This window comes from Herbidospora sakaeratensis, from assembly GCF_001570525.1.
Classification (GTDB): domain Bacteria; phylum Actinomycetota; class Actinomycetes; order Streptosporangiales; family Streptosporangiaceae; genus Herbidospora; species Herbidospora sakaeratensis.
This window is the reverse complement of record NZ_BBXC01000017.1, coordinates 25,551-47,720: the sequence shown is the minus strand read 5'-3', so window position 1 is coordinate 47,720 and position 22,170 is coordinate 25,551. Positions and strand designations below refer to the sequence as shown.

Annotated in this window: 24 protein-coding genes and 1 tRNA gene; 15 read left to right on the top strand and 10 right to left on the bottom strand. The window is 70.0% G+C overall.

Annotated features, from left to right (window positions below; genetic code table 11):
- Window positions 1-3 precede the first annotated feature (3 nt).
- Together AW271_RS27350 and AW271_RS27345 are read right to left on the bottom strand one after the other, a co-directional pair.
- The gene (locus AW271_RS27350) at window positions 4-936 is read right to left on the bottom strand and encodes a polyprenyl synthetase family protein (RefSeq protein ID WP_062340482.1); all 933 of its coding nucleotides are present in this window, start codon (window positions 934-936) and stop codon (window positions 4-6) included.
- Window positions 937-960: 24 nt separating this feature from the next.
- On the bottom strand, window positions 961-1,854 hold the full coding sequence (locus tag AW271_RS27345) for an SDR family NAD(P)-dependent oxidoreductase (protein ID WP_062340481.1): 894 nt from the start codon (window positions 1,852-1,854) through the stop codon (window positions 961-963).
- 91 nt (window positions 1,855-1,945) lie between these two features.
- Between AW271_RS27345 and AW271_RS40895 the strand changes: the two genes are divergently transcribed.
- Both AW271_RS40895 and AW271_RS27335 read left to right on the top strand, forming a co-directional pair.
- Entirely contained in the window at window positions 1,946-2,536 is a 591-nt protein-coding gene (locus tag AW271_RS40895) for a TetR/AcrR family transcriptional regulator (protein WP_062340480.1), read from the top strand.
- Between the two features lie 41 nt (window positions 2,537-2,577).
- Window positions 2,578-3,258 (top strand): Crp/Fnr family transcriptional regulator, encoded by a 681-nt coding sequence (locus tag AW271_RS27335; protein WP_030456245.1) that lies wholly within the window; start codon window positions 2,578-2,580, stop codon window positions 3,256-3,258.
- On the opposite strand, the gene AW271_RS27330 is transcribed toward AW271_RS27335, so the two are convergent.
- The 4 genes from AW271_RS27330 to sp36 are packed head-to-tail and all read right to left on the bottom strand — an operon-like array spanning window position 3,255 to window position 5,454.
- Window positions 3,255-4,037 (bottom strand): MBL fold metallo-hydrolase, encoded by a 783-nt coding sequence (locus AW271_RS27330; RefSeq protein WP_062340479.1) that lies wholly within the window; start codon window positions 4,035-4,037, stop codon window positions 3,255-3,257. The two genes, AW271_RS27335 and AW271_RS27330, sit on opposite strands and share 4 nt — an antisense overlap.
- Window positions 4,037-4,831, bottom strand: a complete 795-nt coding sequence (locus AW271_RS27325) for an NUDIX hydrolase (protein WP_439649009.1) — start codon at window positions 4,829-4,831, stop codon at window positions 4,037-4,039. The genes AW271_RS27330 and AW271_RS27325 overlap by 1 nt, the downstream gene beginning before the upstream one ends.
- Window positions 4,832-4,846: 15 nt before the next feature.
- Window positions 4,847-5,302 (bottom strand): RidA family protein, encoded by a 456-nt coding sequence (locus AW271_RS27320; RefSeq protein ID WP_062340478.1) that lies wholly within the window; start codon window positions 5,300-5,302, stop codon window positions 4,847-4,849.
- Entirely contained in the window at window positions 5,299-5,454 is a 156-nt protein-coding gene (gene sp36, locus AW271_RS40140) for a Sp36 family protein (protein WP_137246435.1), read from the bottom strand. The genes AW271_RS27320 and sp36 overlap by 4 nt, the downstream gene beginning before the upstream one ends.
- A gap of 62 nt (window positions 5,455-5,516) precedes the next feature.
- Between sp36 and bagA the strand changes: the two genes are divergently transcribed.
- Complete coding sequence (gene bagA / locus AW271_RS27315) at window positions 5,517-6,497, top strand: ATPase BagA (protein WP_062340477.1); 981 nt, start codon at window positions 5,517-5,519, stop codon at window positions 6,495-6,497.
- A complete protein-coding gene (gene bagB, locus AW271_RS27310; protein WP_062340476.1) occupies window positions 6,494-7,612 on the top strand; it encodes an ATPase BagB in 1,119 nt (372 codons plus the stop codon). Before bagA ends, bagB begins: the two co-directional genes overlap by 4 nt.
- 3 nt (window positions 7,613-7,615) lie before the next feature.
- Here bagB and AW271_RS27305 read toward each other — a convergent pair whose 3' ends face one another.
- Window positions 7,616-7,912: a WhiB family transcriptional regulator gene (locus AW271_RS27305; protein WP_030456252.1), complete on the bottom strand. Its 297-nt coding sequence runs from the start codon at window positions 7,910-7,912 to the stop codon at window positions 7,616-7,618.
- A gap of 248 nt (window positions 7,913-8,160) precedes the next feature.
- Here AW271_RS27305 and AW271_RS27300 point away from each other — a divergent pair, with 248 nt between their 5' ends.
- A complete protein-coding gene (locus tag AW271_RS27300) occupies window positions 8,161-10,398 on the top strand; it encodes a transglycosylase domain-containing protein (RefSeq protein ID WP_245653220.1) in 2,238 nt (745 codons plus the stop codon).
- Window positions 10,399-10,461: 63 nt separating this feature from the next.
- On the opposite strand, the gene AW271_RS27295 is transcribed toward AW271_RS27300, so the two are convergent.
- Window positions 10,462-10,917, bottom strand: coding sequence for a GatB/YqeY domain-containing protein (locus AW271_RS27295; RefSeq protein WP_062340475.1), 456 nt, complete (start codon window positions 10,915-10,917; stop codon window positions 10,462-10,464).
- An 81-nt stretch (window positions 10,918-10,998) separates the two neighbouring features.
- Here AW271_RS27295 and AW271_RS27290 point away from each other — a divergent pair, with 81 nt between their 5' ends.
- The 9 genes from AW271_RS27290 to AW271_RS27250 all read left to right on the top strand — a co-directional run bounded on the left by AW271_RS27290 (window position 10,999) and on the right by AW271_RS27250 (window position 19,285).
- Entirely contained in the window at window positions 10,999-11,901 is a 903-nt protein-coding gene (locus tag AW271_RS27290; protein WP_062340474.1) for a metallophosphoesterase, read from the top strand.
- A 46-nt stretch (window positions 11,902-11,947) separates the two neighbouring features.
- Window positions 11,948-12,021, top strand: a tRNA-Pro gene (locus AW271_RS27285).
- Window positions 12,022-12,274: 253 nt separating this feature from the next.
- Window positions 12,275-12,760 carry a DUF3592 domain-containing protein gene (locus tag AW271_RS27280; RefSeq protein WP_062340473.1) on the top strand — a complete coding sequence of 162 codons (486 nt, stop codon included), beginning with the start codon at window positions 12,275-12,277 and terminating at the stop codon, window positions 12,758-12,760.
- A 473-nt stretch (window positions 12,761-13,233) separates the two neighbouring features.
- Window positions 13,234-14,244, top strand: a complete 1,011-nt coding sequence (locus AW271_RS27275) for an aldo/keto reductase (protein ID WP_062340472.1) — start codon at window positions 13,234-13,236, stop codon at window positions 14,242-14,244.
- Window positions 14,245-14,271: 27 nt separating this feature from the next.
- Window positions 14,272-14,682 (top strand): SRPBCC family protein, encoded by a 411-nt coding sequence (locus tag AW271_RS27270; RefSeq protein ID WP_062340471.1) that lies wholly within the window; start codon window positions 14,272-14,274, stop codon window positions 14,680-14,682.
- A gap of 115 nt (window positions 14,683-14,797) precedes the next feature.
- The gene (locus AW271_RS27265; protein WP_062340470.1) at window positions 14,798-15,244 is read left to right on the top strand and encodes a (2Fe-2S)-binding protein; all 447 of its coding nucleotides are present in this window, start codon (window positions 14,798-14,800) and stop codon (window positions 15,242-15,244) included.
- Window positions 15,237-16,217, top strand: a complete 981-nt coding sequence (locus AW271_RS27260) for an FAD binding domain-containing protein (RefSeq protein ID WP_062340469.1) — start codon at window positions 15,237-15,239, stop codon at window positions 16,215-16,217. The genes AW271_RS27265 and AW271_RS27260 overlap by 8 nt, the downstream gene beginning before the upstream one ends.
- The gene (locus AW271_RS27255; RefSeq protein WP_062340468.1) at window positions 16,214-18,421 is read left to right on the top strand and encodes a xanthine dehydrogenase family protein molybdopterin-binding subunit; all 2,208 of its coding nucleotides are present in this window, start codon (window positions 16,214-16,216) and stop codon (window positions 18,419-18,421) included. The genes AW271_RS27260 and AW271_RS27255 overlap by 4 nt, the downstream gene beginning before the upstream one ends.
- Before the next feature lie 57 nt (window positions 18,422-18,478).
- On the top strand, window positions 18,479-19,285 hold the full coding sequence (locus AW271_RS27250) for a hypothetical protein (RefSeq protein ID WP_062340467.1): 807 nt from the start codon (window positions 18,479-18,481) through the stop codon (window positions 19,283-19,285).
- On the opposite strand, the gene AW271_RS27245 is transcribed toward AW271_RS27250, so the two are convergent.
- Window positions 19,282-20,577: a serine/threonine-protein kinase gene (locus tag AW271_RS27245; protein ID WP_062340466.1), complete on the bottom strand. Its 1,296-nt coding sequence runs from the start codon at window positions 20,575-20,577 to the stop codon at window positions 19,282-19,284. The genes AW271_RS27250 and AW271_RS27245 overlap by 4 nt on opposite strands.
- An 80-nt stretch (window positions 20,578-20,657) precedes the next feature.
- Between AW271_RS27245 and AW271_RS27240 the strand changes: the two genes are divergently transcribed.
- Window positions 20,658-21,260 carry a TenA family protein gene (locus tag AW271_RS27240; protein ID WP_062340465.1) on the top strand — a complete coding sequence of 201 codons (603 nt, stop codon included), beginning with the start codon at window positions 20,658-20,660 and terminating at the stop codon, window positions 21,258-21,260.
- Window positions 21,261-21,325: 65 nt separating this feature from the next.
- Here the strand turns inward: AW271_RS27240 and AW271_RS27235 are convergent, their stop codons facing one another.
- A complete protein-coding gene (locus AW271_RS27235; RefSeq protein ID WP_062340464.1) occupies window positions 21,326-22,165 on the bottom strand; it encodes a PhzF family phenazine biosynthesis protein in 840 nt (279 codons plus the stop codon).
- Window positions 22,166-22,170 lie beyond the last annotated feature (5 nt).

The following is a 22,170-nucleotide window of genomic DNA, read 5'->3' as shown; positions in this document are numbered from 1 at the left end:
CCGCTAGCGCCCCCGGCCGACGCTGAGGTCGGCCAGCAGCCGCAGCTCCGGGGTGGCCCCGTGGCCGAGCGCCGCGAACGCGAGCTCGACCTGACGGTCGGCCTCCCGGAGCGCCCATTCCCGCGCGCCCGTCTGTTCGACCAGGTCGGCCTCGGTCGCGGGGTCGGGTTCGCCGTTGAGCGACTCGGCCAGCAGCACGGCGACCTGGGTGCCGGAGTTGAGCGCGGCGACGACCGGCAGGCTCTTGCGGCGGCAGGCCAGGTCGGCGGCCAGCCTGCGCAGGTCGTCGGTGAGCCGGAAGGCCAGCCCGAGGCGGGTGCCGAACTCGCGGAAGACGTGCACCTCCCGGGCGCCCCCGGCCAGCGCCCCGAGCTCGCAGGCGGCGCCGAGGAGCGCGCCGGTCTTGTTCTCCGCCATGGTCATGCACTCGGCCAGGCTCACCTCGGGCCGGTCGACGAACGCCAGGTCGCCGGCCTGCCCGTGGCACAGGTCGAGCAGCGCGTCGGCCAGGGTGCGCACCCCGGCCGGCCCGACCAGCGCCATCGCGACCGCCAGCAGGGCGTCGCCGGTCAGCAGCGCCTCGCTCAGGCCGAAGACGGTCCAGGCGGCCGGGCGTTCCCGCCTGACCGCGTCGCCGTCGATCACGTCGTCGTGGAGCAGGGAGAAGTCGTTGACCAGCTCGGTCGCGACCGCCATCGGCACCGCGTCGTGGGCGTGCCCGCCGGCCGCCCGCGCGCAGCCCAGCGCCAGCGCGGGCCGCACGAACCGGCCCTGACCGTCCTTGCGTGGCCGGCCCTGCGCGTCCCACCAGCCGATGTGGTAGCCCGCGACGTGCCGCAGCTCCGGGGAGAGCCGGTCGATGGCGGCCCGGTGGGCGGGTTCGATCAGTTCACGGGTCGCGTTGAGAAGCTCGGCGACGCCCATCGAGTCGGTCACCCGGCTACCGATACACGACCGGCCTCACGCCGCCGCGTCGCCATCGTCGGTCGTGGACAACGCTTGACCCAGAGGATCACGCTCCTGGGCGGTGGCGTCGTCGCGGTCGGTGGAACGGCTCAGTTCCGTGTACGCCGCATCGCGCTCCGCGGTGGTGCGCGCGGCGTACTGCGCGCCGTTGAGGGCGTCGGAGCCGAGCACCAGCCGGATCGGCGGCTCGTCCATCTCGACCAGCTCGACGATCACCTGGGCGACCTTGGCCGGGTCGCCGAGCGGCTTGTGGTCGCCCTGTCGCAGCAGCCGGACCATCGCGCCGACGGTCTGCTGGTAGGGCTCGGAGATCGGCGGGATCGTCATCGACGAGCCGGCCCAGTCGGTGGTCATGCCGCCGGGCTCGATGGTGGTGACCCGGACGCCCAGCGGGGCGAGTTCCTTCGAGATGACCTCGGTGAGGCCGTTCACGGCCCACTTGGATGCCTGGTAGGCCGACAGGCCGGGGGTGCCGAGGCGTCCGCCGATCGAGGAGACGTTGATCAGCGAGCCGCGCCCCTGCCCGCGCAGGATCGGCACCACCGCCTTGGCGACGTTGACGACGCCGAAGAAGTTGGTCTCGACCTGGGCGCGGAAGTTGTCGATGGGGGTGTCCTCGAACGCCGACGTGTCGGCCCAGCCGGCGTTGTTGACCACGACGTCGAGCGTGCCGAACGCCTTGACGGCGGTGGCCACGGCGTCGTCGACCGCTTCGGCGTCGGTCACGTCGAGAGGCAGGGGGAGGACGCGGTCGCCGTACTTCGCGGCGAGGTCGTCGAGCTGGGCGGGGTTGCGGGCGGTGGCGGCGACGCGGTCGCCGCGTTCGAGGGCGGCCAGGACGATCTCGCGGCCGAGACCCCGGGAGCTGCCGGTGACGAACCAGATCATGTTCGGCTCCTTCTGACTAACTGGTTAGTTGAAACGCTAGGCAAGACCCGGCGGAGTTGTCAACTAACCGGTTAGAAAATAGTCTTGGGGCATGCCTGGGAAAGCCGACGCCACGCGACAGCGCCTGCTCGACGCCGCCCTGGAGGAGTTCGCCGAATACGGCATCGCCGGGGCCAGGGTCGACCGCGTGGCGGCGGTGGCCGGCACCAACAAGGCGCAGATCTACCACTACTTCGGCAGCAAGGATCAGCTCTTCGACGCCGTCTTCGACCGGATCGTCGAGCAGATCGTGCGGGAGACCCCGATCGACCCCCACGACCTCCCCGGCTACGCCGCCGCCCTGGCCCGAGGCTACGAGGCCCACCCCCAGGTGGCCCGCCTGGCCACCTGGCAGCGCCTGGAGCGGGCCGGCGACCCGCCGGTGCCGCTGGCCGTCGAGAGCATGCGCCACAAGGCCGAGGCCATCGCCAAGGCCCAGGCCGACGGCGTCCTCCCCGCCGACTTCCCGCCGGGTGTCCTGCTGAGCCTGGTGCTCCACCTCGCCTCGGTGTGGACGGCCGTCAGCCCCGAATCCGCCGCCACGGTCGCCTCCACGACCCCCGAGGAGCGCGCCCGCTACGTCGAAACAGCGGTCCGACGTCTGCTTTCTGGTGGTCCAGGTGATACAGAAGGCAGGGCATAGGCCACAATGGCTACGATCGCGAATGAAGTTGGGAGGCAGGCATGAGCACCGAAGAAGTCTTGAGCAGGGCCCCCCTCTTCTCCGCGCTCGACCGTGAGAGCGCCGCGGCCCTCCGCACGAGCATCACCGAGGTCACCCTGACCAAGGGCCAGACCCTGTTCAGCGAGAACGAGACGGGCGCGACCCTCTACGTGGTGCTGGAAGGCAAGATCAAGCTGGCCCGCACCGCGTCCGACGGCCGGGAGAACCTCCTGTCGGTCCTGGGCCCCTCCGAGATGTTCGGCGAGCTCTCCCTGTTCGACCCGCGCCCCCGCACCGCCTCGGCCATCGCCCTCACCGACGTGAAGCTGGCCGGCCTGTCCCACGACGACCTGCGTCCGTGGCTGACCGGGCGGCCCGAGGTGGCGCTGCACCTGCTCAGGGCGCTGGCCCAGCGGCTCCGCCGCACCAACGACGTGCTGGCCGACCTGGTCTTCACCGACGTGCCCGGCCGCGTGGCCAAGGCCCTGCTCGACCTGGCCGAGCGGTTCGGCCAGAAGGTCGACGACGGGATCCGCGTCCACCACGACCTGACCCAGGAAGAGCTGGCCCAGCTCGTGGGGGCCTCCCGCGAGACGGTGAACAAGGCCCTGGCCGACTTCGCCGGACGAGGGTGGCTCCGCATCGAGGCCAAGGCCGTCGTGATCATGGACATGGAGCGGCTCTACAACCGCTCCCGCTAGAGGCTCTTCAGATAGTTGAGCTGGGCGGCGACCGACATCTCGGCGGCCGGCCACAGTTCCTTCGGGACCTCCGCGTAGACCATCTCCACGATCTCCCGCGCGTCCTTCGCGCCGTCTCTGATCGCCTGGCGGATCTGGTCGAGGCGCTGCCTGCGGTGGGCGATGTACTCGTCGAGCTTGCCGATCGGGTCGGGCAGGATCGGGCCGTGGCCCGGGAGCAGCGACTCGGCTTCGGCCAGTTCGGCCATGGCCCTGAGCCGGTCGAGGCTGCGCAGGTAGTCGGCCAGGTCTCCGTCGGGGGCGATCACCGTCGAGCCCCGGCCGAGGATCGTGTCGCCCGTCAGCAGCGCGCCGTCTTCGGGGAGCCAGAAGCACATCGAGTCGAACGAGTGGCCCGGGGTGCCGATCACCCGGATCTCGACCCCGCCGACCGTCAGCGCGTCGCCGTCGGCCAGGCCCTCCTCGCCCAGGACGTGGGTGCGGTCGAGAGCACGTACAGGGGCGTCGGCCATCTCGGCGAATCGCCGGGCTCCTCCGCTGTGGTCCTCGTGGCCGTGGGTGAGCAGGATGACGTCCACGGCCCGCTCGCCCAGGCGCTTCAGGACCGTCGACAGGTGGACCTCGTCGTCGGGGCCCGGGTCGACGACCGCGACCCTCTCTCCGCGCCCGAGGATCCACGTGTTGGTGCCGTCGAGGGTCATCGGGGAGGCGTTGGGGGCCAGGACGTTGGTCGCGTGGGTGGTGCCCGAGCCGTCGATGGGGATGGAGAGGCCGCTCATCAGATCTGTCCCTCGGTCGTGAGGACCATCTGCCCGGCCTTCTCGACGGGGGCGGGCATGACGGTGGTGATCTTGTGGTCGTCGGCGAACACGTCGGCGATCGTCTCGAAGGCCGACACCGTGGTCAACGTGTGCAGCGTCGGCGGCATCAGGAAATATCCGGATGTCAGAGCTTCGGCGGGGGTCGTCCAGACGACCGTGTCGGCCTCGCCGCCCACGTCGCGGGTGCGCTGGCCCGAGGGCAGGGCGGCCACGAAGAAGCGGGTGTCGAAGCGCCGGGTCTCGATCTCCGGGGTGATCCAGTGGGCCCACGGCTTCAGCAGGTCGGATCGGAGCACCAGGCCGTTGGCCGCCAGGAAGTCGGCGAACGCCAGCTCCCGGCTGATCAGCGCCAGCCGCTCGGCCTCCCAGCCGGTCGTGTCGGGCACGACCTCGCCCGCCGACCGGCCCGCCAGCAGGACCCCGCTCTCTTCGAACGTCTCCCTGACCGCCGCGCAGACGAGGCTCCGCGCCGTGTCCTCGTCTGCGTTCAGCATCACGGCCCAGTCGGCGGGCGACGGCCCGGCCCAGCCGATGTCCACGAAGGCGTCCCGGGGGTCGACGGAGCCCCCGGGGAAGACGTAGGCCCCGGCCGCGAAGGCCATCGTGGCCGCGCGCCGGAGCAGGTAGACCTCCAGAGGGGGCTCCCGCAGCAGGGCCACCGTGGCGGCGGCTCTGGCCGGGACCGGGACGAGCCGCCCGGCCAGCAGGTCACGCGCCCGTACACCCAGCTCGCCCGGCAGCGGAATGTCCACCGTCCGAGTGTAGAACTATCGGATCTCTGCGATCAGCTCCACCTCGACCGGGGCGTCCCGGGGCAACACGGCCACGCCGACCGCGCTGCGGGCGTGGGCGCCCTGGAAGACCTCGCCGAGCAGGTCACTCGCGCCGTTCACGACCTGCGGCTGGCCCGTGAACGACGGCTCGGAGGCGACGAAGCCGACGACCTTGACGATGCCGGCCACCTGCGACAGGTCGCCGACGACCGACTTCAGGGCCGCGATCGCGTTCAGCGCGCAGACCTTCGCCAGCTCGTAGGCCTCCTCGGGGGTGACCTCGGCGCCGACCTTGCCGGTCTTCAGCAGTTCCCCGGACACGATCGGCAGCTGGCCCGAGGTGTAGACGTGGGCGCCCGAACGGACCGCCGGGACGTAGGCCGCGAGCGGGGCCGCCACCTCGGGCAGCACCAGGCCCAGCGCCGACAGGCGGTCTTCGGGGCTGCTCACGCCTTGGCCCGCTTCATGTAGGCCACGAGCTGCTCGGGGTTCGGGCCGGGGACGACGGCCACGAGCTCCCAGCCGTCTTCGCCCCAGTTGTCGAGGATCTGCTTGGTCGCGTGCGTCAGCAGCGGCACGGTCACGTACTCCCACTTCGTCATGGCGGAAGGCTATCGATACTCCTCGGCGTATCGGGAAATCGTGTTTGGGTAGCCTCACGGGTGTGAGATCTCGCGACACCGACTGGGACGGAGTACGTCTCCATGTCGTGACCGGCAAGGGCGGCACCGGCAAGACGACCGTGGCCGCCGCCCTGGCCCTGGCCCTCGCGGCCGGCGGCCGCAAGGTGCTGCTCGTGGAGGTGGAGGGCCGCCAGGGCATCGCGCAGGTCTTCGATCTTCCGCCGCTCCCCTACGAGGAGCGCAAGATCGCGGTGGCGCCGGGAGGCGGTGACGTCCACGCGCTCGCCATCGACCCCGAAGAGGCCATGCTCGAATACCTCGAGATGTTCTACGGGCTCAAGCGCATGGGCAAGGCCCTGACCAAGATGGGCGTCGTCGACTTCGCCACCACGATCGCCCCCGGCCTGCGCGACGTCCTGGTCACCGGCAAGACCAGCGAGGCGGTCAGGCGCAGAGACAGAACCGGCAAGAGGGTCTACGACACCGTCGTCATGGACGCCCCGCCCACCGGCCGCGTCACGCGCTTCCTGAACGTCACCCAAGAGGTGGCCGGCCTGGCCAGAGTCGGTCCTGTACGCACCCACGCCGACATGGTGCGCGGAGTGGTGGCCTCCCCCGAGACGGCTGTGCACTTCGTCACCCTGCTGGAGGAGATGCCCGTCCAGGAGACCCTCGACGGCGTCGCCGAGCTGCGCGCGGCCAAACTGCCCGTCGGCGGCGTCTTCATCAACATGGTGCGAGCCGTCGATCCCACCCTCGACGGCCCTTTCGACCTGGCCGAACTCGCCATGGGCGTGAAGGCGGCCGGCCTGGGCGACGACGGCAACGCGGCGGTCATCGCCGAGGCCCTGGCCGGAGAGGTCGTCGAACAGCAGCGCCGGGCCGAGCTCGAAAGAACCGAGCGTGACGCGCTGGAGACCGCCGGGGTGCCACGATATGAACTGCCCCTGCTGGCCGACGGCGCCGACCTCGCGGGGCTCTACGAACTCGCCGAAGCGATCCGCACGCAGGGAGCCGCATGACCTCGCCCGAACTTGACCTCGACGGCATCATCGACGATTCCGGCACCCGGATCGTGGTCTGCTGCGGGTCGGGCGGCGTCGGCAAGACCACCACGGCGGCGGCCCTCGGGCTGCGCGCGGCCGAGCGGGGGCGCAACGTCGTGGTGCTGACCGTCGACCCGGCGCGGCGGCTGGCGCAGTCGATGGGGCTGACCTCGCTCGACAACACCCCGCGCAGGGTGGCGGGGGCCGACGGCGAGCTGTTCGCCATGATGCTCGACATGAAGCGGACCTTCGACGAGATCATCGAGGCCCACGCCGACCCCGAACGGGCCCGGCAGATCCTGACGAACCCCTTCTACCAGTCGCTCTCGTCGAGCTTCTCCGGCACGCAGGAGTACATGGCCATGGAGAAGCTCGGCCAGCTCCGGCGGTCGGGCGAATGGGATCTGATCATCGTCGACACGCCGCCCTCGCGGTCGGCGCTCGACTTCCTCGACGCGCCCGAGCGGCTGGGGCGGTTCCTCGACGGGAAGCTGATCAGGTTGCTGATGGCGCCCGCCAAGGCCGGGGGGCGCAGCGCGTTCAAGATCCTGAACGCCGGGTTCGGGCTGGTGGCCGGGGTGCTGACCAAGGTGCTCGGCGCCCAGGTGCTGAAGGACATCCAGACGTTCGTCTCCGCGCTCGACGCCGTCTTCGGTGGATTCCGCCAGCGGGCGGAGCAGACCTACAAGCTGCTGCAGGCCCCCGGCACCGCGTTCATCGTGGTGGCCACGCCGGAGCGTGACGCGATGCGGGAGGCCTCCTACTTCGTGGAGCGACTGGCCGAGGAGCGGATGCCGCTGGCCGGTCTGGTGATCAACCGGGTGCACCGCTCCCCGGCTCCCGATCTGTCCGCGGCGCGGAGCACCGCCGCCGCGGAAGATCTGGAGTCACGTGGTGAGCACGAGCTGACCGCCGCCGTGCTGAGACTGCACGCCGGACGGATGCAGCTCGCCGCCCGCGAGCACCGGGAGCAGGAACACTTCGCCTCGGCCCACCCCACTGTGCCGGTCACCCAGGTGCCCGCGATGTCTCAGGACGTACACGATCTCGACGGGTTGCGTGAGATCGGAGAGCTGCTCGCCAAGCGCTGAGGATCAGCCGGCGATCAGCTCGTTCGTCCGTTCGTATTCTTCCTTCGCCATCTCCAGCAGGTCGCGCCAGGAGTCGACGTCGGGCCGGCGGCGCAGGAGGGCGCGCCTTTCCCGTTCGGTCATTCCGCCCCAAACCCCGAACTCGATGCGATTGTCCAGCGCATCGGCGAGGCATTCGGTCCGGACAGGGCATCCTCGACAGATCAACTTCGCCCGGTTCTGTGCGGCGCCCTGAACGAACAGAGCGTCAGGATCCGCACCTCGACAGGCGGCACGGGAGGTCCAATCCGTGATCCACATTTTTCGACCCCACTCCCCTTAGGTGGTCAGTCGTGACTTCTGGGGCCGACGGGCGCGGTCGCCGAGCCTCCTTATTCAGTTGCCGCAGAGGAGAACGTACGAGACTCCGCATCCGAATGGACAGACCCGCAGGGACCAAATTTGGCGGGCGGTCGTGTCCGGGTATGACTAGTCATCCCAAGCGCGGGTAATGCGCCGTGGTGCGTTTGGTACCGAATCTCCCCTTGCTTCGACGTACGCTTAGCTCCGTGCAAGCTTCAGGCAAAGCCCGCTTCGGGAACGCGATCTTGACCCTCGTCAAGCTCATCGCCGCCGCCTCCATGGCCGGCGTGCTGGTCGCGGCCGTCGGGCTGCCGGCCATCGGTGGAGCCGGCTTCGGCGCGAAGTCGGGCGTCGAGTCCTTGCGCATCGAGGCGGAGGAGCTCAACGAGCCCCCGCTTCCCGAGAAGACCGTGCTGCTCGACAACGACGGCAAGCAGATCGCGCAGTTCTACTTCCAGAACCGCGAGTCGGTGCCGCTGAGCAAGATCGCGCCGGTGATGCAGCAGGCGATCATCGCGATCGAGGACTTCCGGTTCTACGAGCACGGCGCCCTCGACATCGAGGGCACGATCCGCGCGATGACGAAGAACTTCTTCGGCGGCGGGGTCGTGCAGGGCGGCTCGTCCATCACGCAGCAGTACGTGAAGCTCGTCATCTTCAACTCGGCTGAGACCGAGGAAGAACAGCTGAAGGCGATCGAGGCGACGTACACGCGCAAGCTCAACGAGATCCGCTACGCCATGGCGATCGAGAACAAGTACTCGAAGGACGAGATTCTCAACCGCTACCTGAACATCTCCTATTTCGGCGACGGCGCCTACGGCATCGAGGCGGCGTCCAAGCGCTTCTTCGACAAGCACGCCTCCGAACTGGAGCTGCACGAGGCCGCGACGCTCGCCGGCGCGGTGCAGAACCCGAGCCAGACCGACCCGGGCCGCGGCAAGGAGTACCGGGCGCGACTGCTGTCGCGGCGCAACACCGTGCTCGACCGGATGGAAGAGCTCGACAAGATCACCCCCGCGCAGGCGGCCGCGGCCAAGCAGGAGAAGCTCGGCTACAAGGGCGAGAAGATGCCGGGTGGCTGCGAAGACAGCTCCTACCCCTACTTCTGCCTGTACGTCCAGAACGACATCCTGAACAACCCCGACTTCGGCAAGACCGAGAAGGCCCGGCGCGACTTCCTGAACCGGGGCGGGCTGACCATCCGCACCACGCTCGACACGAAGATGCAGAAGGCCGCCGACGACGCGATCAAGAAGTTCGTCTACCCCAGTGACGAGCAGGTCGCCTCCGAGGCGCTGGTCGAGCCCGGCACCGGCGCGATCAAGGCGCTGGCCGCCAGCCGCAAGTTCGGCGACAACAAGAAGAAGAACGAGATGAGCTACAACCTGGCGGCCAACCGCTCCCACGGCGGCGGTTCCGGCTTCCAGGCGGGCTCCACGTTCAAGGTGATCACCCTGCTGACCGCCCTCGACAACGGCATGAAGCTCAACGACGGCTTCGGCACCGGCAAGACCTACGACATCCCGACCAACGCGTTGTCACCGTTCCGCGACTGCAAGGGCAACCGGACCGGCGAGACCCACCAGGTGTTCAACTCCAGCGAGGGTGCGGGCGGCTTCAACACCCTCCAGACCGGCACCTGGGGCTCGGTGAACACGTTCTTCATGAAGCTCGAAGAGCACGTGGGCCTGTGCAAGGTCGTCAAGATGGCCCAGAAGCTCGGCATCGAGCGGGCCGACGGCGCGAAGCTGCGCGAGGTGCCGACCTTCACGCTCGGCGTCAACGAGATGGACCCGGTGACGGTCGCCAACGCCTACGCCACCATCGGCGCCCGCGGCAAGTACTGCGCGCCGATGGTCATCACCGAGATCGTCGACCGCGACGGCAAGGCCACCAACTACAAGCCCGACTGCGACCAGGTGCTCGACGAGAAGGTCGCCGACGCGGCCAGCTCGATCCTCAGCGGCGTCTTCACCAAGGGCACCATGACCGGCGTCGGCGGCATCGGCCGCGACGCGGCCGGCAAGACCGGCACCACCGACGGCTACACCGCCGCCTGGTTCGCCGGCTACACCCCCGACCTCGCCTCGGCCGTCAGCATCGGCGACCCGCGCGGCGCCTTCAAGTACGACCTGACCGGCGTCACCATCGGCGGCCAGTCCTTCCCGTACGTCTACGGCGCCTCGATCTCGGGCCCGATCTGGAAGTACACGATGCTGAAGGCGCTGAAGGGCGTGCCCGCCACCGACTTCACGCCGGTCGACATGTCGGAGTTCGGCGGCTGCTCGCCCGGCTTCTGCCAGCCCAAGCCGAAGCCCAAGCCCGAGCGGGGCGGCGACGACCGGGGCGACGACCGGGGCGGCGACAACCCGCCGCCCGACGACAACGGCCCTCCCCCGCCGGACGACGGCGGCGGCGTCATCATCCCGGCCGTCAACTGACCAAACGGCTGAGGGCCCTGCCCCGATCGGGGGGAGGGCCCTCAGCCGTTCTCGTGGACGGGGTCAGCCCGCCAGCCGCGCCTTCACCGCCGCCGCGACCCGGCCGCCCTCGGCCCGCCCCGCGACCTTCGGGTTGACGACCTTCATGACCTGGCCCATGGCCTGCGGCCCGGCCGCCCCGGTCTCGGCGATCGCCTCGTCGACGAGCGCGGCCAGCTCGGCGTCGGAGAGCTGGGCCGGAAGGTACGCCTCCAGCACGGCCTGCTCCTCCAGCTCGGCCTTGGCCTGCTCCTCGCGCCCCGCCCCGGCGAACGCCTCGGCCGCCTCGCGGCGCTTCTTGGCCTCCTTGGTGAGAACCTTGACGATCTCGTCGTCGCTCAGCTCACGGACGGCCTTGCCCGCGACCTCCTCGACGTTGATGGCGGCCAGCGCCATGCGGATGGTCCGCAGCCGGATGTCGTCACGAGCCTTCAGAGAAGTCGTGAGGTCGGCCTTCAGCCTGTCTTTGAGAGCGCTCATGGCCCACTATCTTGCCGTGTCCCAGCCCGGGATCTCTCCGGGTTATCCCGGGCTCACCCGGCGTTCGGGCATGATTGGGATGTGCGGAAAGTCGTAGCGGTACCTTTGGGAGTGGTCGGTCTCGGGCTCGCCGGGCTGGGCTACGCGTCGGTCGTCGAGCGCAACTGGTTCCGGCTGCGCCGCTTCGACGTGCCGGTCCTCGAACCCGGCCGCCGCCCCGTGAAGATCCTGCAGATCTCCGACCTGCACCTCACCCCGGGCCGCACGCGCCTGATCAACTGGGTGCGGTCGTTGTCGCGGCTCGAACCCGACCTGGTGGTCAACACGGGCGACACGATCTCCCACCCCGACGCGATCCCGTCCTACCTCCGCGCCGTCGAGCCGTTCCTCGACCTTCCGGGCCTGTTCGTGTACGGCTCCAACGACATGTACTCGCCCCACTTCAAGAACCCGGCCAAGTACCTGTGGCGGACGTCCAAGACCGAGAGCAAGAAGCGGAACATCCCCGACCTGCCGTGGCTGGAACTCGGCACGGCGATGACGTCGGCCGGCTGGCTCGACATGAACAACACGACGGCCCGCCTGAAGGTCGGCGACCTGGACGTGGCGGTCGGCGGCATCAACGACTCCCACATCGACCTTGATCGCTACGACCGGATCGCCGGGGCGGCGCCTTCGGACGCCGATCTGCGGCTGGGGGTCATGCACTCTCCCGAACCCCGGAACATGACGCGGTTCGCGGCCGACGGCTATCAGCTGCTGCTGGCCGGGCACACGCACGGGGGGCAACTCTGCATCCCCTTCTACGGGGCCCTGGTGACCAACTGCGGGATCGATCGGGCCCGGGTGAAGGGTTTGTCCCATCACGAGTCGGCGTGGCTCCACGTGTCCGCTGGGCTCGGCACGTCGCCCTTCGCGCCGGCCCGGTTCGCCTGTCCGCCGGAGGCGACGTTGCTGACTCTCGTGCCGCGCGTGGCGGGGTGACGCAAGCGCGGCGAAAGTCCGCTAGACTCAACGAGGCAGAAAGCACCGGGGTGTAGCGCAGCTTGGCAGCGCGCTTCGTTCGGGACGAAGAGGTCGTGGGTTCAAATCCCGCCACCCCGACGGTGTAGTAGCAGGCAAGGGTCTGATCCGCTTCGGCGGGTCGGGCCTTTTTCTGTTGCTGAGAGCCAATCGGGGAGCCAACTCACTCAGTTCCCGGGTGTCCAGTCGGTTTTGATCTTTGCGACTCAGTGATCTTGCGGAATGCGCCGCAGGCAAGGCCCGGGAGGTCTGGCTGTCGCCGGGCCGCCGACCGCCGGGAAGTGTGGCATGAATCGGCGTATACGCCCCATGAAAGGCACCGCATAGTCGAGGGATGATCGGCGAATTCATCCGCGGGCAGGTGCTGAGGTGGCTGGGCGTCGCGGCGCTCGTGCTCGGGGTCGCGGCCTTCGCGTACTCCGAAGAGACCGCCTTCGCCCGCCGGTCGGTCGTCACCTCGGGCACGGTGGAGGAGGTCCGCCGCAGCGGCGTGCTCTACACCGATGACGGAAGCTCACAGGTGGAGTACCACGGCCGGGTGCGCTACACCGCCAAGGGCGCCGAGGTCGTCAGCAACCGGATGCGGCTGGCCGGCTGCGACGTCCCCGTGTGCCCGGCGCCGAAGGAGGGGCAGATCGTCTATGTCGCCTACGACTCGGAGAATTTCAACCGGGCCGTCCGCACCTCGGCGGCCGGACTGCCTCACTGGCCGGTGCCCAGCCCGCTCGTCTGGGTCCTGGGGCTGATCGGCCTGGTTCCGCTGATCGGCGCCGTGGTCAACCTCATGTGGATCTGGCCCGCGCTCCGGACCAAGTCCTAGTTCACCCCCTGCATTGGGTTGAACGGCAGGGCCTCGGAAAGACCGGCCTTGCACGATCGCTCAGCGCCGACGCCACGCACCCGGTCGGAATTCGAGGGCGAGCGGGAGCCCAGCACCTTCACAAGTTCCGCGCCGAATTCGGCAGCGGCGGGCTCGTGGCCGTGGAAGGGCGCGCCTTCTGCAACCGGCTGCCCCTGCCGACCTACCGCCGATCCGGCGCATCTTCAAAGGGCGCGCCTACTGCAAGCACTACGAGGTGACCTGTGTGGTCATCCTCAGACAACGTGGTCTTCCTTCGGGCGAAGAGGTCGTGGGTTCAAATTCCGCCACCCCGAGGGTGAAGTACCAGGTAGAGGTCCGCTTTTCTGTTGTTCAGGGAGCTAACCCGATCTTTGCTCACCGCACGTGGCGGTCCCCCACCAGCGGGGAATCTGATCCCAGACGGGAACCGACACGGTGAGAGAAGGAAGGTCATGTCGCTGACGGAGATCCTTCCCGGCCGGCGCGGCTTCGGCACGGCCCCACTGGGCAACATGTTCCGCGCGATCCCCGAGGAAGAGGTCCGCGCCACCCTGGAAGCCGCTTGGGACCAGGGCACCCGCTACTACGACACCGCCCCCTTCTACGGCGCCGGCCTGGCCGAGTCGAGGCTCGGCACGCTGCTGTCCGCCAAGCCCCGCGACTCCTACATCCTGTCCACCAAGGTCGGCAGGGTCATCCTCGACGAGGTCCAGGTCGGGGACCGTGATCTGGGAGACAAGGGCGGCCTGTTCGAGCACGGCCGCCCCAACCGGATGGTCAACGAGTGGACCGCCGAGGCCACCGAGCGGTCGATCGAGGACAGTCTCAAGCGCCTGGGCGTCGACCGGCTCGACGTCGTCTGGGTCCACGACATCGCCCAGGACTTCAACGGCGACCAGTGGTTGCGGAAGTTCGAGGAGGCCCGCACCGGCGCCTTCCGGACCCTGTCCCGGCTGCGCGACGAAGGGGTGATCAGGGCCTGGGGGCTGGGCGTCAACCGCACCGAGCCGATCGAGTTGACCCTGGCCCTGGAGGAGCCCCAACCTGACGGCTTCCTGCTCGCCGGGCGCTACACCCTCCTCGACCACGAGCACGCCCTGCAGCGGCTGCTGCCCATGGCGCAGGAGCAGAACGTCGGCATGGTCGTCGGCGGGCCCTACAACTCCGGCGTCCTGGCCGGGGGCAGCCATTTCGAGTACCAGCAGGCGCCGCCGGAGATCCTCGAACGCGTCAAGAAGATCAAAAACCTTGCCGAGCGGCACGGTGTCGGCGTCAAGGCCGCGGCGTTGCAGTTCTCCCTGGCCCACCCGGTGGCGGCCGCCGTCATCCCTGGCGCGACCCGGCCGAGCCGGATCGCCGAGGACGTCGCCGCCGTCGACGAGACCGTCCCGGCCGCCTTCTGGCACGAGCTGCGCGCTCAGGGGCTGGTCAGCCCGGCCGCGCCGCTTCCCGATGGCGCCTGACCGACACGACCACCTGGAGAAACGATCATGGCCTCGACCTCGGTCAGCCGCGTCCTGCCCGCCTCGCCCGAGCGGGTCTGGGAGCTCATCGGCGGGTTCCACGCCCTGCCCGACTGGCTCCCCTACATTCCCGAGAGCACCATGCTCGACGGCGGCCGGGTCCGCCGGCTGGTGAACCCGGAGGGCGGGGTGATCGTCGAGCGGTTGTTGTCCTTCAACGAGGCCGAGCGCTCCTACACCTACGCCATCGTCGAAGGGCCCTTCCCCGTCACCGGTTATCTGTCCACGCTGCGGGTCTATCCGATGCCCGGCGCAGCCGAGGTGGTGTGGTCGGGGCGGTTCACCCCGACGACGGGGAGCGACGACGAGGCGGTCGCGCTGTTCACCACGATCTACCGTGACGGTCTCGACGCCCTGCACGACCTGCTGGCGGGCTGAAACCTCCGCAGGCCAGGCGCAGGTCAGATCTCCCCCATGCGGACGTTGATCCCGTCCGTACGGGCTTGTCCCGGTCCCCACCCCGATGGTTAGCGTCGCTACAAAGGGGGACCTCATGACCACGCTGACCGTCAACGGTACGGAATATCCGCTGGACCTGGCCGACCCCAGGGTCACTCTCCTCGACGCCCTCCGCGACAGGCTCGACCTCACCGGCACCAAGAAGGGCTGTGACCAGGGCGCATGCGGCGCCTGCACGGTCCTGTGCGACGGCCGGCGCATCCTCTCGTGTCTCACGCTGGCCGCGCAGTGCGACGGGCGGGAGATCACCACGATCGAGGGCCTGGAGTCCCATCCGATGCAGGACGCGTTCGTCCGGCACGACGCCTTCCAGTGCGGTTACTGCACGTCGGGGCAGATCATGTCGGCCGTCGCGCTGCTCGGGGAGAACCGGGCCGGTACGGATGCCGACATCCGCGAGTACATGAGCGGCAACCTGTGCCGCTGCGGGGCCTACTCCAACATCGTCGCGGCCGTGCGGGAGGTGGCGCGTCATGCGTGAGTTCCGCTACGAGCGGCCGGCCACGGTCGCCGAGGCGATACGGGCGGTCGCGCACGATCCGGAGGCCGACTTCCTCGCGGGGGGCACGACCGAGGTCGACCTGATGAAGGACGGCGTGTTCCATCCCGACCTGCTGGTCGACATCACCCGGCTGCCGCTCCGTGGGGTGCGCAGGAACGGGACGATGCTCCAGGTGGGGGCGCTGACCACCATGGAGGAGCTGGCGGCCGACCGTACGCTCATGGAGCGGGCGCCGTTCGTCGTGGAGGCGCTGCTCCGGGGGGCCTCGGTGCAGTTGCGCAACATGGCGACCATCGGCGGGAACCTGCTGCAGCGCACCCGGTGCCGCTACTTCCGCGATCCGGCCGTGCCGGCGTGCAACAAGCGGGAGCCGGGGACGGGCTGCGAGGCGGTCAACAGCGTGGCGCGGATGCACGCCATCCTCGGCGCGAGCCCGGCCTGCATCGCGTTGCACGCCTCCGACGTGGCGGTGCCGCTGTCGGCGCTCGACGCGGTGGTGCACATCCAGAGCGAGGAGGGCGAGCGGCTCGTACCGCTGACGCAGTTCTACCTGATGCCCGGTGAGACGCCCGACCGGGAGAACGTGCTGCGGCACGGCGAGCTCATCACCGCCGTCGACATCCCGTTGCCGCCGGAGGGCACCAGGTCGATCTACCTGAAGATCCGGGACCGGGCCTCGTACGAGTTCGCGCTCGCCTCCGCCGCCGTCGCGGTGATCATGGACGGGCCGGTCATCAAGGAGGCCCGGGTCGCCATGGGCGGGGTCGGCACCATTCCGTGGCGCGGCTTCGAGGCCGAAGAGGTGCTGCGCGAGGCGCCCGCCACCCCCGACACCTTCCGGAGCGCGGCCGACGGCACGATCCGCGACCCGTTCGTCGTGCCGGGCACCGCGTTCAAGGTCGAACTGGCCAAGCGGACCCTGATCCGCGCCCTCACGGAGGTGACCTCGTGACGACTATCCAGCAGCCGCGCATCCTGGGAGCGGGGGTCGACCGGGTCGACGGGCCGCTCAAGGTGACCGGCCAGGCCAGATACCCCAACGACGTCAACCTGCCCGGCATGGCCTACGCCGCCGTGGTGCGCTCGACCATCCCGTCGGGGCGGATCACGCGCATCGACACGACGGCGGCCGGGAAGTCGCCCGGCGTGCTCGAAGTGATCACCCACGAGAATGCCGACCACCTGGGCGAGGCGCCCGCGACGTTCATCAAGAACCCGCAGCCCCCGCTCCAGGACGACGTGATCCGCTACTACGGCCAGTACGTCGCCGTGGTCGTCGCCGACACCCAGCAGAACGCCACCGCCGCCGCCGGGCTGATCGAGGTCGACTACGACCGCCACGAGGCCATCCTCGACCCGCACGACCCCAGGGCCGAGCGCATCAAGGACCCGTGGGGCGAGGACACCGCCTGGGGCGACGTCAGGACGGCGCTCAAGCGGGCCCCGGTGATGATCGACCAGACGTACACGACCTCGGAGAACACCAACAACCCGCTGGGGTTGTTCACCACCCTCGCGTCGTGGGACGGCGACACCCTGACGCTGCACGACTCCAACCAGTGGCCGAACATGATCCAGCAGGTGGTGGCCGCGATGTTCGGCCTGCCGCGCGACGCGGTGCGGGTGCTGACCCCGTTCGTCGGCGGCGGGTTCGGCGCCGGGTTGCGGTGCTGGTCGCACATCCCGCTCGCGGTGATGGCCGCCCGGCACGTCGGCCGCCCGGTGAAGCTGGAGCTGACGCGGCCGGAGATGTTCACCGGCCTCGGCCACCGGACCAGCAGCATCAACTGGATCAGGCTCGGCGCGACCCGCGACGGCCGGCTGACCGCGATCGAGCACGAGAGCCTCACCACGCTCCCGCTCGACGGCGACGAGTACGAACCCTGCTCCTCCGTCTCCACCTGGTCCTACGCCAGCCCCAACGTGACCGCGCGCGACCAGCAGGTCCGGCTCAACATCCCGTGGACGAACTTCATGCGCGCCCCCGGCGACGCCCAGGGCAACTTCGCGCTGGAGTCGGCGATCGACGAACTCGCGTGGGAGGTCGGGCTCGACCCGCTGGAGATACGGCTGCTGAACTACGCGGAGGTCGACCCGAAGACCGGGCGTCCGTGGTCGAGCAACGCGTTGCGGCAGTGCCTCGAAGTGGGCGCGCAGCGGTTCGGGTGGTCGAACCGGAACCCCGAGATCGGGTCGATGCGCGACGGGCATGAGCTGGTCGGCTACGGCGTGGCCGGGGTGAGCTTCTTCTGGTACCAGCAACCGTGTTCGGCCACCGTGATCGTCAGGGGCGACGGGTCGGCGTACATCCGCAGCGCGGTCACCGACATCGGGACCGGCACGTACACGATCATGGCCCAGCTGGCGGCCGGGCTGCTCGGGCTGGAGGTCGACCAGGTCGAGATGCAGCTCGGCGACTCCTCGATGCCGGTGGGCACCGCCGCCGGCGGCTCGGGGCTGACCGCGGCGCTCGGCAGCGCCGTGCACGACGCCTGCGGGCGGCTGATCAAGAAGTTCGTCGAGCTGGCCGGCACCGACCCGTTCTCGCCGCTGGCCGACGTGCCGTTCGGGGACGTCGAGGTGTCGGAGGGCCGGCTGTTCCGCAAGGGCGAGCCGACGCGGGGCGAGTCGCTGGCGCGCATCCTGGCCGTCCACGGCCTGACCGAGCTGTCGGCCGAGAGCACCTCGACGCCGAACTCGGCCGACCAGATGGGCATGACGCCGGCCGGGGCGCGCGGCGCCCGGTTCGTGGAGGTGCGCGTCGACGAGGACCTCGGCCGGGTCAGGGTCGCCCGGATCGTCACGGTCAACGACGGCGGCCGGATCCTGAACGAGAAGCTGGCCCGTAGCCAGATCCTCGGCGGGACCGTCGGCGGGGTCGGGATGGCGCTGTTCGAGGACACGGTGACCGACAAGGACACCGGCCGCATCGCCAACGCGACCTTCGGCGACTACCTGATCCCGGTCAACGCCGACATCCCCGACGTGCACGTCGAGTTCGTGGGGGAACCCGACGCGTTCAACCCCATCGGGGTGAAGGGGGTCGGCGAGATCGGGCTGGTCGGGGTGGCCGCCGCCATCGCCAACGGGATCTTCCACGCGACCGGGAAGCGTATGCGGTCGTTGCCGATCACCATGGACGCCGTGATGGATTAAGCGCAGGGAGGGCGGCCGGAAAGCCGACTGCAAGCCGGATTGAGCACCATTGGTGACATGAAGGCCGCTCTCCCCCTCGCCCTCGTCTTCCTCGCACTGACCGGCTGCGCCGCCGTCTCCGGCGAACAGCCCGGCACCACCACCGTCGTCAGCACCGCGACGCCGGACATCGCCACCGAACCCACCGCCTCCTCTCCGGAGGACTCCACCGAGGAGTCCACTGAGGAGTCCGCCGCGCCCGCCTCCTCGGACGTCGTCGCCGACGGCGCCGAGATCTCCGCCGAGCTCACCCGGGCCGGACAGCGTGACACCTACCCGCTCGACCTGGGCGACGCCCGCGAGTTCTACGTGACCGACATGTCCGGCGACGGCATCGAGTTCCAGATCGTCTCCGAGGTCGACGGCGAACCGATCAGCCCCTCCGGCTTCGCCCTTTCGTGGGGCTCCACCGTCGTGAAGCTGACCAAGACCGGGGCACACCGTCTTGAGGTGTACGGCCAGACGAACGTCGTCGGCCCCTACGGCTTCCGGGTGGCCACGGTGAAGGTGCGCGACATCCCCACCACGATCGGCCTGAACATCAACGGCCAGCTCGACGTGCCCGGCCGGATCGACCGCTACGAGTTCGACTCCGACGGCGCGACGGCCATCAAGCTCATCGGCGGCAACGGCGCGTGCCAGGCCATCGAGGTCGAACTCGTCGACGCCGCGGAGAAGAGCATCGCGACCGCGCGCCAGCCGATCCCGCTGTGCGGCTACGAGGCGCCCATCCCGCTCGCCAACGGCGACGGGAAGTACGCGCTGGTGGTCAGGTCGGCGGCGGCCAAGACCGGCGGCTACACCTTCCAGCTCGCCCGCGCCTAGCCCTTCGTCAGAGTGCCCTCGTAGAGGACCGAGCTGCTGCCCTCCTGGCCCTCGAACCTCAGCGTCGCCGGCTCGGTCAGCGTGAGGGTGATGTCGCCGCCCACGCACTGGCCGAGCTGCACGATGGACATCTCCAGCACCTGGCCGTTCTGGCGGGCCGAGCGGAGCTGGACGTCCTGCTCGCAGTCGTCCCGCCGCCAGGTGCCGCTTCTCGTGCCGTCTTCGAGGGTCAGGGTGACGGCGACCCTGGCGCCCGCGTCGCGGACGATGTCACCGGTCCACGTCCCGGCGAACGACGCGGGAACGCCGGTCTGAGCACTGGTCTCCCGGGCACTGGTCTCCCCGGCGCCGGTCTCCCGGGGGGTGGTCTCGGGGGAGCCGTTGAGGGCCGTCCACAGGATGCCGATGGTGACCGCGACGGCGAAGCCGACACCCGCGGCGGCGGCCAGGTTCGGCCCGGTACGCCGGCGTTTGGGCGTCAGCACGGCCGTCTGCGGCCCCACGCCGATCAGCATCACCCACAACTGGTGGGCCGAGGGCCGCTCCTCCGGGTCTTTGGCCAGGCACCTGGCCAGCGTCTCGCGCAGGGGCGAGGGCACGCCGTCGAGGCGGGGGGCGGTGTTGAGGATGCGGCTGAACACGGCCGCGACGGTGTCGTTGCCGAAGGGCGGCTCGCCGGTCGCGGCGTAGACCATGGTCGCCGCCCACGAGAACACGTCGGCGGCCGTCGATCCGTGGACGCCGCCCAGCTGCTCGGGGGCCATGTAGGGCGGCGTGCCGGAGATGGAGGTCGGCATCGTGCTCGCGTCGGCGAGCTGGGCGATGCCGAAGTCGACCACGCGCGGGCCGTCGGGGCCGAGCAGCACGTTGGCCGGCTTGAAGTCGCGGTGCACCACCCCGGCGCTGTGGATGGCCGCCAGGGCGGCGGCGGTGTTCACGGCCAGCCGTTCGAGCTCGCCCTCACGCAGCGGCCCCCGATCGCGCACCCGCTCCTGCAACGACGGGCCGTCGATGAACTCGCTCACCACGAAGGGCGCGGGCACGTCGATCTCGGCGCGCAGGACCCGGGCGGTGCAGAAGGGCGCCACCCGCCGCGCCGAGTCGAGCTCGCGCGCCAGCCGCCGCCGGATCGCCGGGTCGGCCCCGCCGCGCAGCAGTTTCACGGCCACGCGCTCACCGGAGGGGGAACGGGCTTCGTACACGACGCCCTGACCGCCCTCGCCGAGACGCCCCACGAGCTGGTGATCGCCCAGGACGGGCGGGTCTCCCGGCTCCAGCGGACCAGCGGGCATGCGTCCTCCCACGGGGGCTCGTGACGTCCACACCATAGCGCCCGGGGGAAACGTCGGACGTGGCGGGTAAAAATGGGGGCGTGTCGCTTTCCACCGAACTTCACAACCTCGGCCGTCCCCTCGTGGAGCGGCAACTCGCCCATCCGACCGTCCGGGGGATCGCCGACGGCAGTCTGCCCGAGGCCTCCTTCCGGGCCTGGCTGGAACAGGACTACCTGTTCCTGCTCGACTACGTCCGGGTCTTCTCCCGGCTCGCCTGGCAGGCCCCCGACGCCCACCTCGGCGACCTGGTCGACCTCGCCTACTCGACCTTCCACGACGAACTCTCCCTGCACCGGTCGATGTCGGCCCGCTACGGCGCCGACCTCAACACGGCCACCAAGGGCAAGGCGTGCGCCGCCTACACCGAGTTCCTGATCGACAGCGCCGCCCACTACGGCGAGGGCCTGGCGGCGCTCTACCCGTGCATGTGGGGCTACTCGACCCTGGGCCAGGCCCTCGCGGAGACCGCCGCCCCGCGCTACCGGGCCTGGGTGGAGACCTACGCCGACCCGGGCTTCCAGGCCCTCACCGAACGCATCGCCAAGATGATCGACGAAGCCGACGTCCACCCGGGGCGCGCGCGGGAGTTGTTCCTGCGCGGCATGGAACACGAGATCGCGTTCTGGGACGTCACCGCTTAGGCCGCCGCCAAGGCCCCGCCGACCGGGGCCATGACAGCGCCGATTCGACGATGCCCGATTTCGTGTCAGTTCTCCGTGAAGCCGACGGCGCGGCCGCTCACTCTGATGCGCTGGTCGTCGGGGAGCGGGGCGGCGGTGAGCAGGCTGGGGCGGCCCATGTCGGCGCCCTGGTGGATGGTGACGACGTCGTCTTCCTTGATCAGGGCCAGGTCGCGCAGATACCCGGTGAAGGCCGCGGCGGCGGCGCCGGTGGCCGGGTCTTCGACCACGCCCCCGGGCGGGAACGGGTTGCGGGCGTGGAAGATCACGGGCGACTCGGCCCAGAAGAGGTTCACGGTGATCCAGTCGCGGGCGGCCATCAGGGCGCCCAGGGCCTCGAAGTCGTAGTCGAGGGCGGCCAGGAGCTCGCGTGAGGCAAGGCCCACCACCAGGTGGTTCATGCCGGCGTTGGCGACGTGGACCGGGAAGGCCGGGTCGAGGTCGGCGGGGGTGTAGCCGAGGGCGCGCAGCGCCGCTTCGACGTCGGCGGGGTCGGCCGGGCGGGTGGTCGCGGGGGGCGAGGTGAGGGTGGCGGTGACGGGGCCGTTCGGTTCGGCGACCACGTCGACGTCGACCGGGCCGGCCTTGGTCGTCAGGTGGATGGTGCCGGAGCCGGTGCGTTCGCCGAGCGCCACCGAGGTCGCGATGGTGGCGTGGCCGCAGAAGGCGACCTCGGCCAGAGGGCTGAAGTAGCGGATCGTGTACGCGTCGCCGCCCTCGGGGAACAGGAACGCGGTCTCGGAGTAGCCCACCTCGGCGGCGATGGCGAGCATCTCGGCGTCGGTGTGGCCCGTGGCGTCGAGGACGACCCCTGCCGGGTTGCCTCCTGACGGGTCGGCGGTGAAGGCCGCGTACCTGAGGATCATGACGC